The sequence below is a fragment of the Deinococcus koreensis genome (assembly GCF_002901445.1).
GTDB lineage: Bacteria > Deinococcota > Deinococci > Deinococcales > Deinococcaceae > Deinococcus > Deinococcus koreensis.
On record NZ_PPPD01000005.1, the window covers coordinates 56,903 to 75,575 of the forward strand.

The 18,673-nt window shown below is 68.5% G+C and carries 10 protein-coding genes; 4 read left to right on the top strand and 6 right to left on the bottom strand.

All coding sequences use genetic code 11. The annotated features are described in order from the left end of the window. Positions 1-78: 78 nt before the first annotated feature. Positions 79-2,562, bottom strand: coding sequence for a fibronectin type III domain-containing protein (locus CVO96_RS20285; protein WP_133161901.1), 2,484 nt, complete (start codon positions 2,560-2,562; stop codon positions 79-81). 515 nt (positions 2,563-3,077) lie between these two features. Between CVO96_RS20285 and CVO96_RS20290 the strand changes: the two genes are divergently transcribed. Next, on the top strand, positions 3,078-4,274 hold the full coding sequence (locus CVO96_RS20290; RefSeq protein WP_103314295.1) for a GAF domain-containing sensor histidine kinase: 1,197 nt from the start codon (positions 3,078-3,080) through the stop codon (positions 4,272-4,274). Between the two features lie 136 nt (positions 4,275-4,410). Continuing rightward, positions 4,411-5,097 carry a response regulator transcription factor gene (locus CVO96_RS20295; RefSeq protein ID WP_165795474.1) on the top strand — a complete coding sequence of 229 codons (687 nt, stop codon included), beginning with the start codon at positions 4,411-4,413 and terminating at the stop codon, positions 5,095-5,097. An 84-nt stretch (positions 5,098-5,181) separates the two neighbouring features. On the opposite strand, the gene CVO96_RS21325 is transcribed toward CVO96_RS20295, so the two are convergent. From CVO96_RS21325 to CVO96_RS21330, 4 genes are all read right to left on the bottom strand, one after another. After that, positions 5,182-5,310: a VOC family protein gene (locus CVO96_RS21325; RefSeq protein WP_207795396.1), complete on the bottom strand. Its 129-nt coding sequence runs from the start codon at positions 5,308-5,310 to the stop codon at positions 5,182-5,184. 51 nt (positions 5,311-5,361) lie between these two features. After that, complete coding sequence (locus CVO96_RS20300) at positions 5,362-6,543, bottom strand: sensor histidine kinase (protein ID WP_133161902.1); 1,182 nt, start codon at positions 6,541-6,543, stop codon at positions 5,362-5,364. A 723-nt stretch (positions 6,544-7,266) separates the two neighbouring features. Then, positions 7,267-10,071, bottom strand: a complete 2,805-nt coding sequence (locus tag CVO96_RS20305) for a GAF domain-containing sensor histidine kinase (RefSeq protein ID WP_103314298.1) — start codon at positions 10,069-10,071, stop codon at positions 7,267-7,269. 281 nt (positions 10,072-10,352) lie between these two features. After that, positions 10,353-10,520 carry a hypothetical protein gene (locus CVO96_RS21330; protein ID WP_207795397.1) on the bottom strand — a complete coding sequence of 56 codons (168 nt, stop codon included), beginning with the start codon at positions 10,518-10,520 and terminating at the stop codon, positions 10,353-10,355. Positions 10,521-12,156: 1,636 nt separating this feature from the next. Here CVO96_RS21330 and CVO96_RS21520 point away from each other — a divergent pair. After that, the gene (locus CVO96_RS21520; protein ID WP_279327030.1) at positions 12,157-14,208 is read left to right on the top strand and encodes a PAS domain-containing sensor histidine kinase; all 2,052 of its coding nucleotides are present in this window, start codon (positions 12,157-12,159) and stop codon (positions 14,206-14,208) included. Between the two features lie 370 nt (positions 14,209-14,578). Here the strand turns inward: CVO96_RS21520 and CVO96_RS21750 are convergent, their stop codons facing one another. Continuing rightward, positions 14,579-15,322, bottom strand: coding sequence for a transposase (locus CVO96_RS21750; RefSeq protein WP_103314299.1), 744 nt, complete (start codon positions 15,320-15,322; stop codon positions 14,579-14,581). Positions 15,323-15,719: 397 nt separating this feature from the next. Between CVO96_RS21750 and CVO96_RS20325 the strand changes: the two genes are divergently transcribed. Then, positions 15,720-18,581 (top strand): sensor domain-containing protein, encoded by a 2,862-nt coding sequence (locus tag CVO96_RS20325; protein ID WP_103314300.1) that lies wholly within the window; start codon positions 15,720-15,722, stop codon positions 18,579-18,581. Positions 18,582-18,673: the final 92 nt, after the last annotated feature.

An 18,673-nucleotide genomic window follows, 5' to 3' on the forward strand; every position in this document is an offset into this window, starting at 1 on the left:
GCTTTTCCGGAGCTTCGCGCTTCCTGAGCGCCAACACCTTGCTACAGCCGTTCAGCCGAACACCGAGCCCAGCCGGGCTTATGGCCCAGGGGTAGGGGTGGGGGTGGGCATGACGGTGGTCGTCTTCGTCTCGCTGACCAGACCACGCACGTCGATGGCCTGCACGCGCACCGTATAAGTTCCCGGTGCCGCGTACTCATGGGTCAGGGAGTAATCGGTCTGGCGCTGGGGCGTGTCAAAGGTTCGCTTGTCCGGAAGACTACCGTCGCCCCAATCGACCTGCACAGCCTGGAGGTTGCTGTCCGAGTCACTCGCCGTGCCGTAGATGCCCTGGAGGAGGTAGCGGGGCAGGACGCGAACCGTGTCGACGACCGGCGGTACATTGGCATACAGCGGGTCGGTATCGGCGTTGTCTGGAAGGCCGTCGCCATCGGTGTCCTTCAGGAATGGCGAGGTGCCCAGAGCCTGTTCCTTGCTGTCGTTCAGGCCGTCCCCATCAGCGTCGGCCACCAAAGGGCTAGGGAAAACCCGGCGTGGATAGCCCTTGACCCTGTTGGTCAGCGGGATGACATTCCAGCCGACCTTGACCTCCTCGCCGTCGTTCAGGCCGTCGCCGTCACCGTCAGCCACAGTATCCGAGGTGCCGTGGACGTACTCCTCGTTGTCGAAGAGCCCGTCGCTGTCCTGATCGCGCACACGCATCAGATGCAGGGTGCTGTTCTGGGTGAGCAGGATGTCGTCGGCGTTGGTCGCCGGGCCGAGGTTCAGGTCTGCCGAGCCGATAGTGGCCCACAACGCGTGATCCGACGGTGCTACCGCCACGTCGCCCTTAAAGACGGGTCCATTGTCATATACCGAGGTCAGGACGCGCACGCCGGCCCTGTTCGTCTGGGTCTGGTATGGCAGCCCCAAGATGTCTTTGAGCACGGTGCCCAGCCGCACCCCCACGATCTGCCCGTCCCTGCGCTGCACGTTGGTCGCCACGCGTTGGCGCACGACGTCGCCGTTGCCGTAATCGATGACCACCAGCGCCGTCTTGGCATTGGTGACCTCCTTGAGAAACTCGAAATTGCGTCCGGCGTCGTCGAGAAGGTTGTAGGTACTGAACTGGAAGAGAAGGTCGCGCGGATTGTGCTGCAGCTGCAAGGCGAGATCGCCGGGCAGATCGAGGCTGGCCGAGAGTATACCCGTCTCGCCGCCGCTGCTCAGGGTCGTGCCCTCGCCCGCACTGGGCACTGTCATGGTGCCCACCGGTACGAAGCGTTTGCGGTCGCTGGGGTCACGACGCAGCGCAGTGATCTGCAGGTCTTTGAGCGCGAAGCTGATGTCGCCAGTATTGCGTACCCGGAAGCCCACCTTGAGATTCCCGCCGTTCAGCGAGTAGCCATCCGACGTGCTCAGCGACTCGTTTTTCTCGGCCGTCGTCTGGCTGGAGCGCACCGACTCCTCACTGTACGTGGCTGTCTTCTCATAGCCGTAGCCTGCCGACACCGTCGCTGAGGCGCTCGCCGAGGCGCTCGCGCCGCTGGGAAAGCCGGCCTCGACGCTGGCCTCGATGGTGGCGCTGACCTCTGCGGTGACCCGCTGGGTCTGGGTGTCGGACGCGCTGCGGCGATCCTCCTGGCCGAGCGTGAGTGAGGTCGAGGTGCCGGTGACCCGCGTCTGGTCGGCCGTACGCGTGATGTTCAGGTCGATTACCGGGGCGGTGGCAACCGACAGCTCCAGGCGCGGCGTGTTGGCGACCAGCGGGTTATAGCGCCCGCCGCGCTCGATGATCTCCTCGTAGTCGCTGTACTTGTCGCCGTCAGAGTCTGCCAGGGTGGGCGAGGTGCGGTAGGTACTGACTTCCTGCCCATCGAACAGCGCCGAGTTGCCGCGTGCGTCGCCGTCTGTATCACGGTCGACCGGCGAGCTCACCCAGGTCATGACTTCATCGCGATCCCCCAAGCCGTCGCTATCGGTATCGGCACGCTGTGGGTCGGTAAACAGGGCGCGCTCCTGCTTGTCCCCCAGGCCGTCGCCGTCGGAGTCGGCCCGGAGGGGGTCGCTGGCCACGTGCGGAGTACCGATCTGCTCTCCAGCTGCTTTCAGAATAACGTCGTAGCCTGCCTGCTCATCCTGATCGGACACGCCGTCGCCATCGGTGTCGGTGCCGCCAGCCGAAACGAGCCCGCCGATCTCCGCGGTAAACGCGCTCTCGCCGCCTGCAGTCTTCACCTTGAGGCGGTAGATGTATGTTTTGCCCAGTGTCAGTCCGGTGTCGGTGTACGTGGTGGCCTCTGCCGCTGGCGCGGCAATCGGGGCGAAGGGTTCGTCGGCCACCTTGCGCTCCAGCACGTAGCCGATGGCACCGGGCGTGGCCGTCCAGCGCAGGGTGATCGAGGAGGCCGTCACGTGCTGTACCACGAGGTTTACGGGAGCCGCCGGGGTGCCGGGTGTGGTGGGCGTCGTCGGCGTCGTCGGGGGAGTTGGTGGCGGTGAGGATGTGCAGGCGGCGAGCAGGGTCAGGGTCAGCACCAGCGTCAGGGGACGAACGGCGAGAACTGGGCGCGTTGAGCTCATGGCAATCTCCTGTGGACTGTGAGGACGTCGGGCAGTGTGGTCGGAACCCAGGGCGAGCCGTGAAGCTAGATCTGGATAGTGAGGGCGGAGGGAAAAGGGGGAATCTGTTCTGCTCTGCCTCCTGCGCCGATGGTGAGTGTTGGCCCTTGGGGGTGTACGTCGTGCTGGGATGATTGAAGTGTGGTGACCCCGGCGTGATCGCACCGTTATTGCCGTTGGTCTGGGCTCAGACTTCAGCGCCCTGAGCTCTGAGACGGGTGGAGTCGGCGACCGTGTTGACGGCTCCAGTCGCTCCATCGCAAGCAGCTCCAACGGGGCGTCGGATACTGGAAGACTGCGCTGCAGACGGGTTCTGACAGTGCCGATGAACGGAGCCTCTACAGCGTAGAAGTCTGGGCGGGAGGTGTGAAGGGAGTTAACTCCGGTCGGGCTGCTCGAGCGATTGGATCGGGGCTGCTGACCGATGCAGACCTGACTCCCTGGACGAACGGCACCGCCGCGGGTCACAGTGGGGCATGACCGTCCAGCCGCCGCCCAAGCGGAGCGGGCCGCACCCCTGGGTCACCATCGCCCAGGCGGTCGTCGACGACCTTTACTCGTTGCAGGGCTACGACAACGTCATGCTCTGTCACTTCGACCGAAAAGCGGGCGTGTCGACCCCGGTCGCGTGGGCCGGCCGGCACTCCGAAATGATGCGGCGCGCCGCCGGTCGGCTCCGGCAGCTGTTTCCCGGCGCCGACCCCTGGGAGATCTCGACCCGCTGGGATGTCAATCCGTCCATGGTTCAGCTGTGGTCGAGCGGTGAGACCGTGATCGACTCGGTCGTGAACCTGAACCGGGGCGTGAACGCCGAGGCCGTGCTGGAACTGATCAGCCGCGTGACCAGTATCCGGTACGCCATCTGCGTTCCACTCCGTGTGGAGGGTGTGTCGATCGGCTCCATCCTCGGCTTCCAGCGCTCCCCGGACTTCCCGGCGGCAAAGGTGCGCTACACCGAGGCCTTCGCGCGGCAGGTGGCCCTCAGCATCCACAATGTGCAGCTCCTGAACCTGCAACGGCAGACGTCGGCGGCGCTCGCGTCGTCCATGCAGCTCCTCGGGCAGGCGGAGGATCGCACCCGCCGCAGTATCAGCGAGTTCCTGCACTCGCAGGTGCAGTCCAAACTCCTCGTAGCGTGGTCACGGCTCGACGCCGTCCGGGCGGAGGACGAGGCGTCGCAGCGCGTGCTGGACGACGTGCGGCGCGACCTCGAACTGCTGCGGGAACACGACGTGCGGCTGGTCAGCCACCAGCTTCACCCGGAAGCGCTGAGCGTCGGCCTGATTCCCGCGCTGCAGGTGCTGGTCAGCCGCTTCCGGCGCGTGATCGAGATCAATCTGGTGGCGAATGATGTCCTGGTACAGCTCGACACCGAGGGCAGTGAGCAGTTGCCGCACGACCTGCGCCTGATCGTCTTCCGGATCGTCGAGGAAGCCCTCGGCAATACCCTCAAGCACGCCGCAGCCACCCGCGTCACGGTGCAGCTGACCCTGCAAGACCGGCGCCTGCAGCTCATGGTTTCGGACGACGGCCGGGGCTTCGATCCGCACACCGTCACGCCTGGACTCGGGCTGCGCTGCCTCGCGGCACGGGTCGGAGCGTCGGGCGGGCAGTGGACGATCGACAGTCGTCCAGGCGGCCCGACAACCGTCCGCGCGTGGTGGCCGCAGTGACCGGCGGCCACGCGGCCCTCAGCGCCACACCAGCGCTGCAACAGGCGTCAGGCAGATCCGAATCGTCCTACCGGTGGGCCGTGCCCTGCCCTTTGGCAGCGCGCAGCTCCGTACGCGCGGATCAGGGGACACGCGCGTGAGCCGCCTGAGGATCTCTCTGGTCGAGGACGAGCGCTTCTTCCGCGAGCTGCTGACGGGCGCCCTCTCGCACAGCGGTGCCGTCAGTGTGCAGGCCAGCCTGGAAAGCGTGGACGAGGCGCTGCGCGACCCAGCCATCGGCCACTCGGACGCCGTTCTCGTCGACATCGACCTGGCAGGCGAGGACGGCATCGCGCTGTGCTGGACACTGCGCCACCGGCATCCGTCCCTGGGCATCGTGCTGCTGTCGAACCACGCCCACATCGCGTTCGCCCACCGGCTGATCAGCGCCGAACTGAGCGGCTGGGGGTACCTGCTCAAGAAGTCGGTGCAGGATCTGCGAACCGTCCTCCGCGCCATCACGGCCGTCGCGGCGGGCCAGGTGGTGCTCGATCCGCAACTGGCGGCGCTCGATACCGTGGGGCCCGGCCGGCACCTCAACCTGAGCAGCCGTCAACGCGCCATGTGGGCGCTCATCACGCAGGGATACAGCAATGCCGCCATCGCCGAGCACCTGGGCGTCAGCGTCAAGGTGATTGACAACGCGGTGGGCGGACTATACGCCGCGCTCGACATCGACGCTCGGGATCCGAAGCTGAACGCGCGGGTCTCCGCCGCGCTGCGGTACGCCCGCGAGGCGCAGCAGGCCAACCTGACGATCATCACCTCGCCGCCCCGCAGCTGAAGCCCGCGACTGGTTCGGGAAGGCCCTGGACGTGGATGCCTGGAGCCTGAGAGCGGTCACCAGATCGGTTGATGGTCGACCCGATCACTGACGCCGCAGCGTGATCTGCGCGGAGTGGGCCACGACCTCGAACGACAGCACGTCACGGTAGAAGGCGGTGGAGCGGGCCAGGTCGCTGACCGGCAGCACCGGGGTCATCTCGATGAGGTGCATCCGTCCCCCCCTCGAGGGTACTCCGGCGGGGTAGACCGCGCTGGCCGTGGCCTACGGTATGGAGGGCGTCTTCGGGAACCGCACGTAGAACGTCGCCCCGTCGCCCGGGTGACTTTCTCCCCAGACCTCAGCGCCATGCCGGATCATGACCCGCCGGACATTGGCCAGGCCCAACCCGATGCCCTGGAACTCGCGTTCATGGTGCAGGCGTTGGAAGGCCCCGAACAGACGATCCTTATAGCGCGGGTCGAAGCCGACGCCATCGTCCTGCACGAACACGACCCAGGCCTCCTCTTCGTCGCGGGCCCCCACCTCGATGCGGGCCCGCGCCCGGCCGGCGGTGTACTTCACCGCGTTGCTCAGGAGGTTCTCGAACGCCAGGGTCAGCAGCTCGGGATCGCCCCGCACGACTGGCAGGTCGCCGGCCACCCAGTCGATCTCGCGGCCCTGGGTCTCCGGAGCCAGGTGGAACCAGGCGCGCATGACCACCTGGGCGAGGTGAACGTCCCGCACCTGCAGGGCCGTCTGGGAGGCGCGGGCCAGCCCGAGCAGTTCGTCCACCATCCGGCCCAGCCGCTCGGCGGCGCCGTCCAGCACCTCCAGGAGCCGCACGTCGCTCTCGGTCAGCCGGGGGGCGGCCTGCCGGCGCAGCACCTCCAGAAAGCCACGCAGGTGCCGCAGTGGCGTGCGCAGGTCATGGGACACCCCGCCGATGAACGCGTCCAGCTCCCGGTTCTCCTGCCGCAGGGCCGCCGTCTTGCGCCGGACGCCCTGCGTAATCTCCGCCTCGACGTCCGACGCCCGGATCTCCGAGAGTTTCAGCGCGGTGACGTCCTCGTGCATCACCAGGGCCAGCCGCTCCCCCTGCGCCGCAAAGGGCCGCACGTGCACCCGGTACCAGCGCTGGCGCACCGGAGTGTGACAGGGATAGGTCAGCGTATAGTCCGCCCGCTCGCCGGCCAGCACAGCCCGCAGTCCGGCCGCCACCGGCGCGGCCTCGTCGGATGCCGGGCCACTCGCCGCGTCGCAGACCTGCAGGTAATTCACCCCGCGTCCGCAGGCGGCCTCGGTACCGCCGTTGTCGTTTATGAAGGCTGTCCACGCCGCGTTGACGTCCAGGATGGTGCCGTCTGCGGCCACGACGGCGAGCGCTGGCAGCAGATCCAAGGCCGCCTGGGCGGCCGGGACGCTCAGCGCGGAGGAGCGAAGGGTGGCGGGGGAATCAATCAGCACAGTCGCCTCTCCACCAGCACACACGATGGATCTTCAGGCTGGCCGCGCCTTGAGTGAACGCCTGTTTATGTCCAGCCAGGAGCACGCCAGTGCCAGGGGGTGCACCACGCTGGAGCTGGCCGGCGCTCCCCGAACCGGACGGCGTTGATCGGGACAGCGCCCCCGGGCCTTCCCCCATCCACAGCTGCACCAGCACGCGGCGCGTTGAAGGGAGCGTGACGGTCGCTGTCCACGCCCACGGGAGCCGAGCGGGCGGCGCCGGGTCGCGTGAGCTGGCGCTGAAGGCGGGCAAGCCCCCGCGTCAGACAGGGCGCTCCCCCCGAGGTGCCGACGACGTCCCGGAGGGCCGACCCGCCGCGCCACCAGAGGGAGGCCCGCCCCTCTGCCCAGCCATGCTGTGGCCCGCACAAGTGAGCGGCGATCCCTGGCGTCACCGGGCGGCGGTGCAGGGGCGTTGGCCACAGGCTCGGGTGAATCATAGCCATGCCGATTGATTCCGTTCTGTCTTCGGCATCAACGGAACTGAACGAAGAAGGAAGCCTCCAGGCCTGTGCGGCAGACCGCACCTCTGGGGCCACGCGCTGCGCGGGGGGGCCTCACTCGAATCGGTCGCGCGCGCACCGCCTTCCGGGCCACCGGTCGTCAGGTCTGCACACCCGTTGACCGCACGGGGGGCCCGGCCTTGAGATGAAGGCGCGCGGGCTCCAGGGGTCAGCTGCCGGTTCATGGGCGCTGGAGCGCGCGCGGCAACGTGAACCCGAACACGGCGCCGGTTGTCCCGTCACTCTCAGCGAAGACCCGGCCCGCGTGCTTGGTCACGATTTTGCGCATGGCCGCCAGCCCCACCCCTGATCCCGGAAACTCACTCTGGAGGTGGAGCCGCTGGAAGACCTGGAAGAGTTTGTCCGTATACCTCGTGTCAAACCCCACGCCATTGTCACGAACGGAGATCACCCACTCGTGTTCGGTTCCTTCAACCTGCAGGGCAATGACCGCCACATCCTGCCCACTGGAGAACTTGACGGCATTGCCCAGCAGGCTCAGCAACACCTGCTGGAGAAGTTTGGGATCGGCCCAGACCGGTTGCAACCCGCTCACCCTCCACTCGACCTTGAGGGTGGGGAACGCGGCGTGAGCAGCCCGCTGCGCCTGAACGATCAGGGGCTCCAGGCTGATCAGTCGGGGCATCAGCCGTTCCCGACCGATCTGGGACAACACCAGCATGCCGTCGATCATGTCTGTCATCCGCTCGGCACTGTCCTGGATCACGCTCAGATGGTGCTCCAACTTGTCGCTCTGGGCGTGCTGAAGGGCCCGTTTCGCGAGGTCGGCAAAGCTCAGGACATGGCGCACGGGGGTACGGAGGTCATGGGACGCGGAGTAGGCAAAGGCTTCCAGTTCCTGGTTCACCACCGTGAGGGCGGCCGCGCGGGCATCCAGTTCGTCCCGTTGCTGGCGCAGTTGATCGGTTTGCAGGGTGTGTTCCAGCGCGATCTGCATGCCCTGCACCACGGCCCGGATGACGCCCTGCTCCCGCGCTGTCCACCGGCGGTGCTGTTTCCCGGCCGTGAGAAAACCATGGGGCTGACCATGCACGAGGATGGGAAAAAAGGCGGCGTGTTGATCCGGCGCCGCCGGCACCGCGCTCAGGTGATGGGCCTCGACGTCCCAGGCCTCCACGAACTGACCGGCTCCCGCTTGGATGGCCGCCGTGAAGTTGGGAGCGTCCATCGGCACCCCCGCCACCAGCTGCTCGAGCACGTCCAGCATGAGATCGTCCGACCAGACCCGCGCCGTCCAGCGGGCATGCTCCGGCTCGAAGTACACCGCGCTGACCTCAGGCACCGTGGCGTGAATCGTCCGGATGGCCTGCTGCGCCAGTTCCAGGACGCTGGTGACGCCACCCACCGCGAGCGTGAAGGTGACAAAGGCGTCCAGTCCGGCGCGTTCCAGTTCGAGTTGTTGGGTTTGCTGGCGCAGGGCGTCATTCTGCCGGCGCAGCAGGGTCGCGTGGGTGGCCCACTCCAGCGCCAGCTCCAGGCTGCGCCCCACCACCAGGAAGACGGCCTGATCGCCGGGATGCCAGACCGGACTGTCCTGGGTGCCCACCACGAACATGCCGCACGGCTGGCCATCCGTGAAATAGGGATAAAATCCGGCCGAGCCGTACTTGTCTGTCCGCTCCATGTGCTGATCCTTGGCCTTCCAGTCCTCCACAAACACGGGACGGGCCTGCTGGATCGCCTCGGCGAAGGCGGGGGTGTCCATCGGCACCCCCGCCCTCAGGGCCACCGCCAGCTCGGCGTCCGGCACCTCCAGCGTGCTGGCCCTCCACAGGCCGTCCTCGACCGTGTAGTAGACCACCGACCAGCCCGGCAAGAACGCCAGCAGCAGCGCCTTTGCGCGCTCGGCCAGCCGCTGCTGATCTGTTTCGGTACCGATGGATTCCGTCAGGGCCACGAATGCGTCCAGCGCCGCCTGCCGCTCCTGGCGCCGGTACTCATCGGCACGCTCCAGCGCGCTGCCCAGGCTGCGGGCCACCGCCAGGAACATCTCCCGGTGCTCGGCGCTCCAACTCTCCGGCTGCTCGGCCCCCACCGTGAACATGGACACCGGCAGGCCATGGCGAAAGTACGGGGCGAGGGCAGCGATCTGAAACTGCTCGGTGAAGGGCACACCCTCCGCCGCCGCGTTCCAGTGATCCACAAACAGCGGGCTGCGCTGGGCCACCGCCCGGGCGAAGCTGGGGGTACTGACGGGTAAGCCGGCCGTGATCACGTCGTGCAGCGCCTGCGGCCGCTCGTCGGTGGCGATGCGGGCCACCCACTGCTCGCCCTGCACCTCGAAATACGCGCTGATCACGCCAGGAATCACCGATCCCAGCACCTGCTCGGCCATCCGGATCAGCGCGTCGACGTCCGTGGTGGCGCCGACCGCTGCTGTGAGCGAGATGAACGAGGTCAGGGCGGTGGCCTGACGCTGCCGCTCCTCCGCCCGGGCGCGCAACTCTGTCATCAGACGCAGCCGGTCAACTGCCAGACCGCCCTGGGCCGACAGAATTTTGAGGAACCGCTGCTCTTCGGGTGAAAAGTCATGCGGATCTGCGAAGTCAATGGCAATGGCGCCCAGTGCCCGGTCGTCCACGCCCATGGGCAACAGGGCCGTGGCCACTGGGGCCCGGGCCCCGGTGCGCGATTCCAGATCGGGATAGGTGTTCAAAAGCGCGTCGCGGTGGTGGAAAAACTGTGGGGCGCGGGCCAACACCACGTCCCCGACCGGCGTGCCTGAAGCAAGTGAACCGTCCTGCCAGACCAGCCGCTCTTCCGCCTGGTGCCCGTACCTGGCGGCGATGCGCAGCGTCCCCCTGTCATCAACGAGGAAAATGGCCCCTCCCAGGCCACCCAGCGCCTGCAGGGCGGGGTTCAATATGATGTCGAAGATCGCTTCTGGCGTGCTGGTGGCCGCCAGTGCCTCGCTCACCTCCTGAAGGGTCGCTGAGAGCACGCTGACGCTGGGCTGTATGGGCACAGCAGCGACTGTACCGGATCAGGGAAGGGGGGCGAGGAACACGTCTCACCTTTGTCGCAGGACGGTAGAGGCCGACTCACCCGACCGGCCCCTGGCCGCTGTTGAGGTGAGCGACCCAGCGGGACAGGCGGGTGCCGTGTTCCCCACCCCAGCTCCAGGCCCTGACACCCTCGAGTGCGAGGGGCTCGCAGGTGACCGAAGGACAGGGCCAGGTGGTGGGCCGCCACCTTTCAGACAGACACGGGCGCGCCTCGCGCGTCCTGAGTGCAACTGAGGCGCCATCAGATGGAACGAGCGACCCAGACGAGAGAACACACCCTCGGTGAACTGGCGAACCCAGCGCATGGCGCCCCCCCCAGGGGGGGCACCAGCAGCTTGTGGATCGGCTCGGCATCGACGCCGCAGCCCAGGGCGCCCCGGTCGCCCAGCACCAGGTGGGCTTCATCCATCGTGAGAAGGCAGCGAGCCACGGTGGGATCACCGGAGTTGACCGGCACGCTGGCACAGCGCACCACGTGACCGTGATCGATGATCACGGCATGCAAGCCGAAGCCAGAGAACAGGCGGTGTGGCCCCATCCACCATGTCCCCCGGAGCCGCTGGCGGCCGTCGGCAGGCACCGAGGTCGCTTGGAGCGACCTCCGATACAGCACAAGGGCGGTGCGCTGCCCTGCACGCACACCACGTCGTTGTCCAGATGAGGCCGCCGCAGGGCGCGATCGGCCCAGAGGCGGTTCAGTGCGAATGGGAACCGCCGGTGCCGACGCCGATCGGGAAGACCCGCACACAGCGCGCTGTGGGTGCTTCGCACCCGGGCGCCCCACTGCTGGACAGACGGCCCAGCCGGCAGCTCCCCCACCAGGGCATTGGTCGCCCGTTCAGCGGATGTCCGGTTCTGGGGGGGCTCGCCGGGAAGACGGCACAGGCCGCTGCACGCAGCCGCCTTGACAGACTCATCGGTGTGGGCGCCACTCACTGTGAAAAGGTCGACGACCGGATCCTGCTGGCGCGGGCGCTCCTTGGTGGGCAGACCTGAGCTTCCGCCTTCTCGGCCTCCCTTGATCCCCTCGCCCCCGAGGTGGTCGGCAGTGCTGCGGCGGAAGCGACCCGAGCCCCAGTGCCCACCCCGGCACGGTCGAGGCGCGGTGGGCGACCTCCGGGGCCTGTGTCGAGGCACAAGGCCACCCTTCTTTGGCCGCGGCCACACTTCCAGCCTGAGACACACCGCTTGCTCGCCCCACGGATCCCGACGGACGAGCCCTTCCGGGTGAAGGCGGAAGGATCGTTGCCAGTCGACCACAGGGCCAACCCTGCCGTTCGCAGGGGGGCGGCAGGAGACCAGCGCTGCGGATGGATGCCGTCAGGTTGCGGCACCTCACCACGCCACGCGGACGTCGCCTGCATCGACACCCAGAGACCGTGGGTCACTGGGCCGGCCGACGACCGGCGCGCCCTGCTGGGCAGCCCCCCATTCGGTGAGCCTCAGACCGTGGCCGACCCACCACGGCGCCGCGATGCCCCGGGTGCCCCGCAGCGTCCCCACCCGTTTGTCACCTCCGCCTGGGCTGACGGGTGCAGCGTGCGCTGTCCACCGGGTGGGTGGTCGGCGGCTGGCCGCGCGGCCCCGACCTCGCGGATGGCCGCGCCCATGCACGACAGGATCCTCACGCCGCGGGGTCGCCTGGACGTCGGTCAGTCCTCGTGCGCCGCCCTGTCGGGCGGAAGCGGGCGCTGGTTCCGTACGGGGCGCCGCTGCGCGGGGTGACGCCGGTGCGAGCCCTTTCCAGCCACAGAAAGGCGGCTGAGTCCCTGGGTGCAGATCCTGACGGCCCCGAAGTGAACAGGCACGCCCGCCTGCGCAGGGGAGCCGCCCCAGCGGTCGGCGCCCGGCGGCCCAACCCAGGGGCACCTCCCCCCCCACCTTGAGCCGCAGCGCACTGTGAGCCATGAACTATATGCCTGACCGAAGGCTTTCAAACTTGTGGGGATGCCTCTTTTTCTCAGTCCGGTCGTCCCACTCGGTTGCTGGCATGCGGTACCACCCCCCCGGTCGGGGACTGGAGTCGGCGGGGGGTCGATGTCTCTATGAGCGCGCTGGAGGCCCGCCGCCAGCAGCGTGCGGAGCAGCAGTTGGCACTTCTGCAGACGGTGCTGGCTGCCGCCACCGACGCGGTGTTGATCACCGAGGCCGAGCCGGTGCGGGCCCCGGGGCCGCGGATCGTCTATGCCAACGCGGCGTTCACGCGCGCCACTGGGTACAGTGAAGCGGAGGTGCTGGGACGCTCGCCACGGCTGCTGCAGGGGCCGCGGTCGGATCGGCGTACCCTCGACCACATTCACGCGGCGCTGGAGCGCTGGGAGCCGGTGGTCGCCGAGCTCGTCAATTACCGCAAGGACGGCAGCGAGTTCTGGGTGGAGCTGTCGATCTCACCGGTGGCCGATGAGACCGGCTGGTATACGCACTGGGTCTCGATCCAGCGGGACGTGACCGAGCGCCGACGCGCGGCGGAACACCTGAACCAGGTGCGCGCCGAGGTGCTGGAACTGTCGGTGCGGCAACGCCCCCTTGTGGAGGTGCTCTCGCGGCTGCTCGCGGCGGCCGAGCGGCAGTTCGGGGGCCTGCCGGTGGCCCTGTGGCTGGAGGGCGCCCAGGCGTGGATTGGAACCGATGCCAGCGCCGAGCCCATCGCCCGCCCGAACTGGTGTGAGCGGCCCGACACGTGGCAGGTGCCGATTCAGGGCGCTGGAGGGCCGCCGTGGGGCACCCTGGTCGTTGCGGCGCAGCACTCGCCCACGGCCGATGAAGCGCTTCAGCTGCAGGGGGTGGGACAGCTCGCGGCCCTGTTGATCGAACGGGCCGCCGATCAGCAGGCCCTGGAGGCCGGTCACCTGGCGCTGGGGCGCGCGCTGCAACGCGCGGAAGTGCTCGCCGCGCTCTCGGATGCGCTGCAGCGCGCGAGCACAGCGGAAGAGGTGGCCGAGCGCGCCCTGGCCCGGCTGGGCCCAGCGCTGCAGGCGCAGAGCATGCTGATGATGCGGCTGGACGGCGAGGCGCTGAGTCTGCCGTCGGTCTGGGGCGAGGTGCCGGCGGCGATCGCCGCGCACATGACGCGGCCGGGGCTGCGCCTGCGCGACACGCCCGTCCTGCAACAGGTGGCCGCCTCCCGGCAAGGCACATACTTTGGCAACTACCAACATATTCCAGGCGCCCTGGACACCTTTCCTGCACTGGCTGGGGGGGTCGAGCCCATTCTCACCCCTGGGGGGCGGCTGGCCGGCTTCCTGGTGTTCTGGCAGGCGCCGCACCAGGCCGGCGAGGGGGCCGACGCACCGGGCCTGCTGCGCCACGCGGCCAACACGCTGGGCCTGGCCCTGGAGCGCGCCACGCACCTGTCTCAGCTGGAAGCCCAGTTCGCGGCCCTGCAGGCGCAGACGCGGGTGCTGGAGGCCACCACCGAAGAACTGGTGGCCTTCACCTACTCGGTCTCACATGACCTGTCGACGCCCCTGCGCCATATCACCAGCTTCACCCAGCTGGCCCGTCGGCACGCGGACGACCCCCGCAAACTCAGCCGCTACCTCGACATCGTCGAGCAGGGCGCCCAGCGGCTGGGTACCCTGATCGATGCCATGCTGCAGCTGTCGCGCACCAGCCGCCGGCCACTGCAGTCTGCCCAGCTCGATCTGGACACCCTGGTGGCGCAGGCCCGGCGCACCCTGACGGCGGAACACCAGGGGCGGGAGATCGAGTGGCAGATCAGCCCCCTCCCCCGGGTGCAGGGGGATCAGGCGGCCCTGGGGCAGGTGGTGGAGCAACTCCTCTCCAACGCGGTGAAATTCACCCGGCCCCGGCCGTCGGCGCAGATCCGGGTGTGGGCCGAGGACGCGGAGAACGGCTGGACGTTCTGGGTGCAGGACAACGGGGTGGGGTTCGATCCGACCTACAGTGGCAAGCTGTTCGGCATCTTTCAACGGCTGCACCGCCAGGAGGAGTTCGAGGGCACCGGCGTGGGCTTGGCCAACGTGCGCCGCATCGTGGCCCGTCACGGTGGCCACGTGCATGCGAGAGGGCAACTGGGCGAGGGCGCCCAATTCGGGTTCACGCTCCCCAAATCCCGCTACGGCGGCGAACACTGACCGCGCCCGGCCAGCAGCGCTGCGTCCGCAGCGCTCATGTTCGGGGTGGAGCGCGTGTGCCCGACGCCGGGTCGTCGGGCAGCTAGCCGAACACCGCACGCTGTGTCGGGCGTGACGGCACTGGACGGCATCCGGAGGGTGCGCCCACCGCGCCCCGCAGCCCGCCCGACCACCGGGTGCCCGGCCTGCCAGGTGCGCCAACGCGCTGGCCACGACGCTCAGCCCCAGCCTTGAGCGAGGCCTCACACCGACCCCCGATCCCCGGCCCCCGACGGCCCTGGACAGGTCGGGGGTCCGGTCGGGCTGCGGGGCGCGGCAGGCTACGCTGGAGCCCGTTTGGGCAATGAACAGACTGTCTGGGAAAGTTTTTTCAGCATGTGGTCAACCGGCGCAGCAAGAGGCGGCACATGGCCAGGGAGCACCACACTGCTTCCGTCTCGGGCAGGGTCTCGAAAGCCCGTGACGGTCGACGGTTCCGGCCCATCCACGCTGTGCGCTCGACCACCCAGCGTCCGGGCACCCCGTGAAAGGCCGACCCGTCCACTCCCTGGGCCTCAACCCACTGGGGCATACACCGGCTCCACGGCCGCCACGGATCACCGACCTCGAGGTTGAGGTCGAGTTCCTGACTGGCCCGGCGCCCCTCCTGACCGGCATACCCCTGATCAGCCCGTTCCTTCTCCAGGGTGGGCCACTGTCCTTTCACAGCTGCCACCAAGCGCCGGCCACCGACACGGTCGTGCAGGTTCGCCGGCGGCATCACGACCCCCGGCAGCAGGTTCAGGGGATCGACCAGGGCGTGCCGCTTGCGACCGTTCACGTTCTGATGGCCATCGAAACCGCGCGGCCCACCACTTTCCGGGGTCTTTGCGGACGGACTGTCGATGATGGCGGCGTGCGGATCGGGAGGGAGGCCCGATCCGCACGCGATCGAGCCGACGCAAGGCCTCCCAGATACCGGCCCGTCTGAGCTCACTGACGGGGGCGTACACGCTCTCCCACGGGGGGAACTCGTGCGGCAGCGCTCCTCAGGCAACGCCGCCACGCAGCACACACAGCACAGCGTTGACGGTGTCTCGGGTCGACCACGCGGCTGGTGCGCCTCGGGTGGCACGTGGGGGCCACCCCTCGCTTCGGGGCGTCCTCAGCCTCAGTGCGATCGGAACCGTACGTCTGGAACGGCATTCTCTCCGCTACCCCTGCGTCAACGCCCGACGCTGAATTCCTAAACGGGCCCTCACTTGGCGGACGACACTTCCACAATCGTGTCCTGTCCCCGGAAGACTCGGGAACTTCCGCATGCCCCGGCCCGCTGGGGCGCGTTCCAGCGGCAGGTGGTCGGCTTCGGCCCGCCGGACGCCCCTGAGGCCTGCTCTGCTCGAGCCGCGCCTCTGGATCCGGAGCGGTCAGCCCGGCGCAGTCCGTGACCGTCTGGCGGTTCGGGGGCAGAGCCGACACGGCCGGCAGACGGTTCCCCCGTTCGGGGCGCGGGCATCCGCTACCCTGTCGGGATGATCGATCAGGCCCGCATGTTCGCGTCGGTGTTCCAGCACGCTGCCCTGGGGATGGTCGTCTCGACCCTCGACGGCCGCTACCTTGCGGTCAACGCCGCCATGTGCCAGATGCTGGGCTACTCCGCCGAGGAGATCCAAGCGCTCTCCTTCCGGGGACTGACCCATCCGGATGATCTACACGACGACCTGAACCGGCTACTGGCCCTGAACAGCGGGGCACTGGAGACGATGCAGGTCAGCAAACGCTACCTGCACCGCTCCGGCCGGGTGGTGCGGGCCCAGATCACCGTGACGGTGATCACCGAGCACGGGGTGCCGGCCTATTACGTCAATCAAGTGCAGGACGTCACCGATCGGCACGACCGCGAAGAACAACTCCGGGTGCTGGAGGAACGCTGGAAGTTTGCCCTGGAGGGGAGCCGCGAGGGGGTCTGGGACTGGTTCCCGCAGTCGGGTCAGCTGTACCTCTCGGCGCGCTGGAAGGAAATCCTGGGCTACGCCGAGGACGACTTCGAGGCCACCCCGGCGGCCTGGCTGGCACAGGTTCACCCGGACGACCGCCCGGCCCTCCTCCCGCTTTACGAGCGGCATGCCGCCGGAGAGACCCACAGCTACGAGTACGAGCACCGCATGCGCCACCGCGACGGGCGCTGGCGGTGGGTGCTGCTGCGTGGCCGAATCTCGGCCCGCGACGAGCAGGGGCAGCCCCTGCGGGTAACCGGCACGCTCAAGGACATCGACGGGCGCGTCCATGCCCAGCAGGAGCTGGCGCGGGCCCGGCGCCACCTCCAGGGCATCCTCGACAACCTGCCGGCCATGGTCGGCTACTGGGACGCCCAGGGCCGCAACCGCTTCGGGAACGCCGCCTACCTGGACTGGTTCGGCCACCATCCCGACACGTTGCGCGGCAGGCACATCAGCGACATCATCGGCGCAGAGCTCTACGCCCTGAACCGGCGGCACATCGAGGGCGCTCTGGCTGGAGAGCGGCAGCACTTCGAGCGCGAGATCGTGGACGCCAGCGGCTGCCCGAGGTACACGCAGGCCACCTACGTCCCGGACATCCAGGACGGCGAGGTGCAGGGCTTCTTCGCCCTGATCTCCGACATCACCGCCCGGCGGACGGCCGAACTGGAGGTGATCGAGCAGCGCGAGTGGGCCCAGACCACGCTGAATTCCATCGGGGACGCGGTGATCACGACCGACCCCGCCGGGCAGGTCACCTTCATGAACCCGGTCGCCGAGGAGCTGACCGGCTGGAACCGCGCGCAGGCCCAGGGGCTGGCGATCGAGCGGGTCATGGATCTGCGCGACGCGGCCTGTGAGCAGCCGGCGCTGAACCCGTTGCGCCTGGCCCTGCAGGAACGCCGCGTGGTGGGCATGGAACTGGACGCCACGCTGAAAGCGGCGGGCGGGCAGAGCTACAGCATCGCGGACTCGGCCGCGCCGATTGTGGGTGCGGACGGCCGGCTGCTCGGCGCCGTGGTGGTCTTCCACAACGTCAGCGAGGCGCGGGCCATGGCGGTGCGGATGAGCCATCTGGCACAGCACGACGCGCTGACCGAGTTGCCCAACCGCGTCTTGCTGCATGACCGCACGCAGCAGGCCCTGGCCCACCACCGGCGGCACGCGACGCCGTTCGCCGTCGTCTTCATGGATCTCGACCACTTTAAACACATCAACGACACCCTGGGCCACCAGGCCGGTGACCGGCTGCTCCAGCTGGTCTCCACGCGTCTGGGCAGGTTGCTGCGCGAAACAGACACCGTGAGCCGTCAGGGCGGCGACGAGTTTGTGCTCCTGCTCGCCGAAGTGCAGGACAACCACGCGGTGCGCCGGATCATTGACCGGGTGGTCACCGCGCTGGCCGAACCCTACGACCTGGACGGGCAACTGCTCACCGTGACCTTCAGCATCGGCATCGCCCTGTGTCCCGACGACGGCCAGGACGTGGACACCCTGATGAAGCACGCCGACGCCGCGATGTACGTGGCCAAGCGCGAGGGCCGCAACCGCTCGCACTTCTTCTCGGCGGAGATCCTGCACGCCATCGAGGCGCGTCACCACCTCGAACAGCGGCTGCGCCGGGCCCTGAAGAACCAGGAGTTTCGCCTGCACTTCCAGCCCAGGATCGACGCGGAGCGCAGGAGCCTGACGGGCCTGGAGGCGCTGGTGCGCTGGCAGGTGCCCGGCGAGCCGCTGATCGCACCCGGGGCGTTCATTCCCGTGGCCGAGGAGACCGGTCTGATTGTGCCGCTGGGCGAATGGGTGCTGGAGACCGCCTGCCACCAGGCCCGCAGCTGGCTGGACGGGCTGGGCGTCGCCATACCGGTCTCCGTGAACATCGCCAGTCCACAGTTCGCGCACCCGGACTTCGTGGCACACGTCGAGCGCACCCTGAGCGCCAGCCGGCTGCCTCCCCATCTGCTGGAACTGGAAATCACCGAGAGCATGCTGATCGGCAACGCCGCACAGGCCCGCGACCGGCTCCAGACCCTCAAGGCCCTGGGGGTGCGGCTGTCCATCGACGACTTCGGCACCGGCTACTCCAGCCTGAGCTACCTCAAGCTGCTGCCGGTGGACACCCTCAAGATTGACCGCTCGTTCGTGCGCGACCTGACCACGGATCACAACGACCTCGCCATCGTCAGCGCGGTGATCGGGATCGCCGGGGCCCTGGGGCTGCAGGTCATGGCCGAGGGGGTGGAAACCGCAGAGCAGGCGCAGGCCCTGATCGGCCTGGGCTGCCGGGGGATGCAGGGCTTCTACTTCGCCCGGCCCATGCCGAGCGAGGACGTCCCGTCCTGGCTGCGCGGCTGGGCCCCGGCGATCCTGGTTCCGATGCTGGGTGCAGAGTGAGGGGCCAGTGCACCGAGACCTGACCCCGGAAAACCGGTTCTGCTTCAGCTGTGGTGCCAGACGGCAAACCCCGAGTGTGCTGCCTGAACCGG

What these genes read in the sequence shown, in the direction of transcription:
- CVO96_RS20285 (WP_133161901.1), bottom strand. Translation starts at nt 2,562, where the DNA reads ATGAGCTCAACGCGCCCAGTTCTCGCCGTTCGTCCCCTGACGCTGGTG.
- CVO96_RS20290 (WP_103314295.1), top strand. Translation starts at nt 3,078, where the DNA reads ATGACCGTCCAGCCGCCGCCCAAGCGGAGCGGGCCGCACCCCTGGGTC.
- CVO96_RS21325 (WP_207795396.1), bottom strand. Translation starts at nt 5,310, where the DNA reads ATGCACCTCATCGAGATGACCCCGGTGCTGCCGGTCAGCGACCTGGCC.
- CVO96_RS21330 (WP_207795397.1), bottom strand. Translation starts at nt 10,520, where the DNA reads ATGGATGAAGCCCACCTGGTGCTGGGCGACCGGGGCGCCCTGGGCTGC.
- CVO96_RS21520 (WP_279327030.1), top strand. Translation starts at nt 12,157, where the DNA reads ATGAGCGCGCTGGAGGCCCGCCGCCAGCAGCGTGCGGAGCAGCAGTTG.
- CVO96_RS20325 (WP_103314300.1), top strand. Translation starts at nt 15,720, where the DNA reads ATGATCGATCAGGCCCGCATGTTCGCGTCGGTGTTCCAGCACGCTGCC.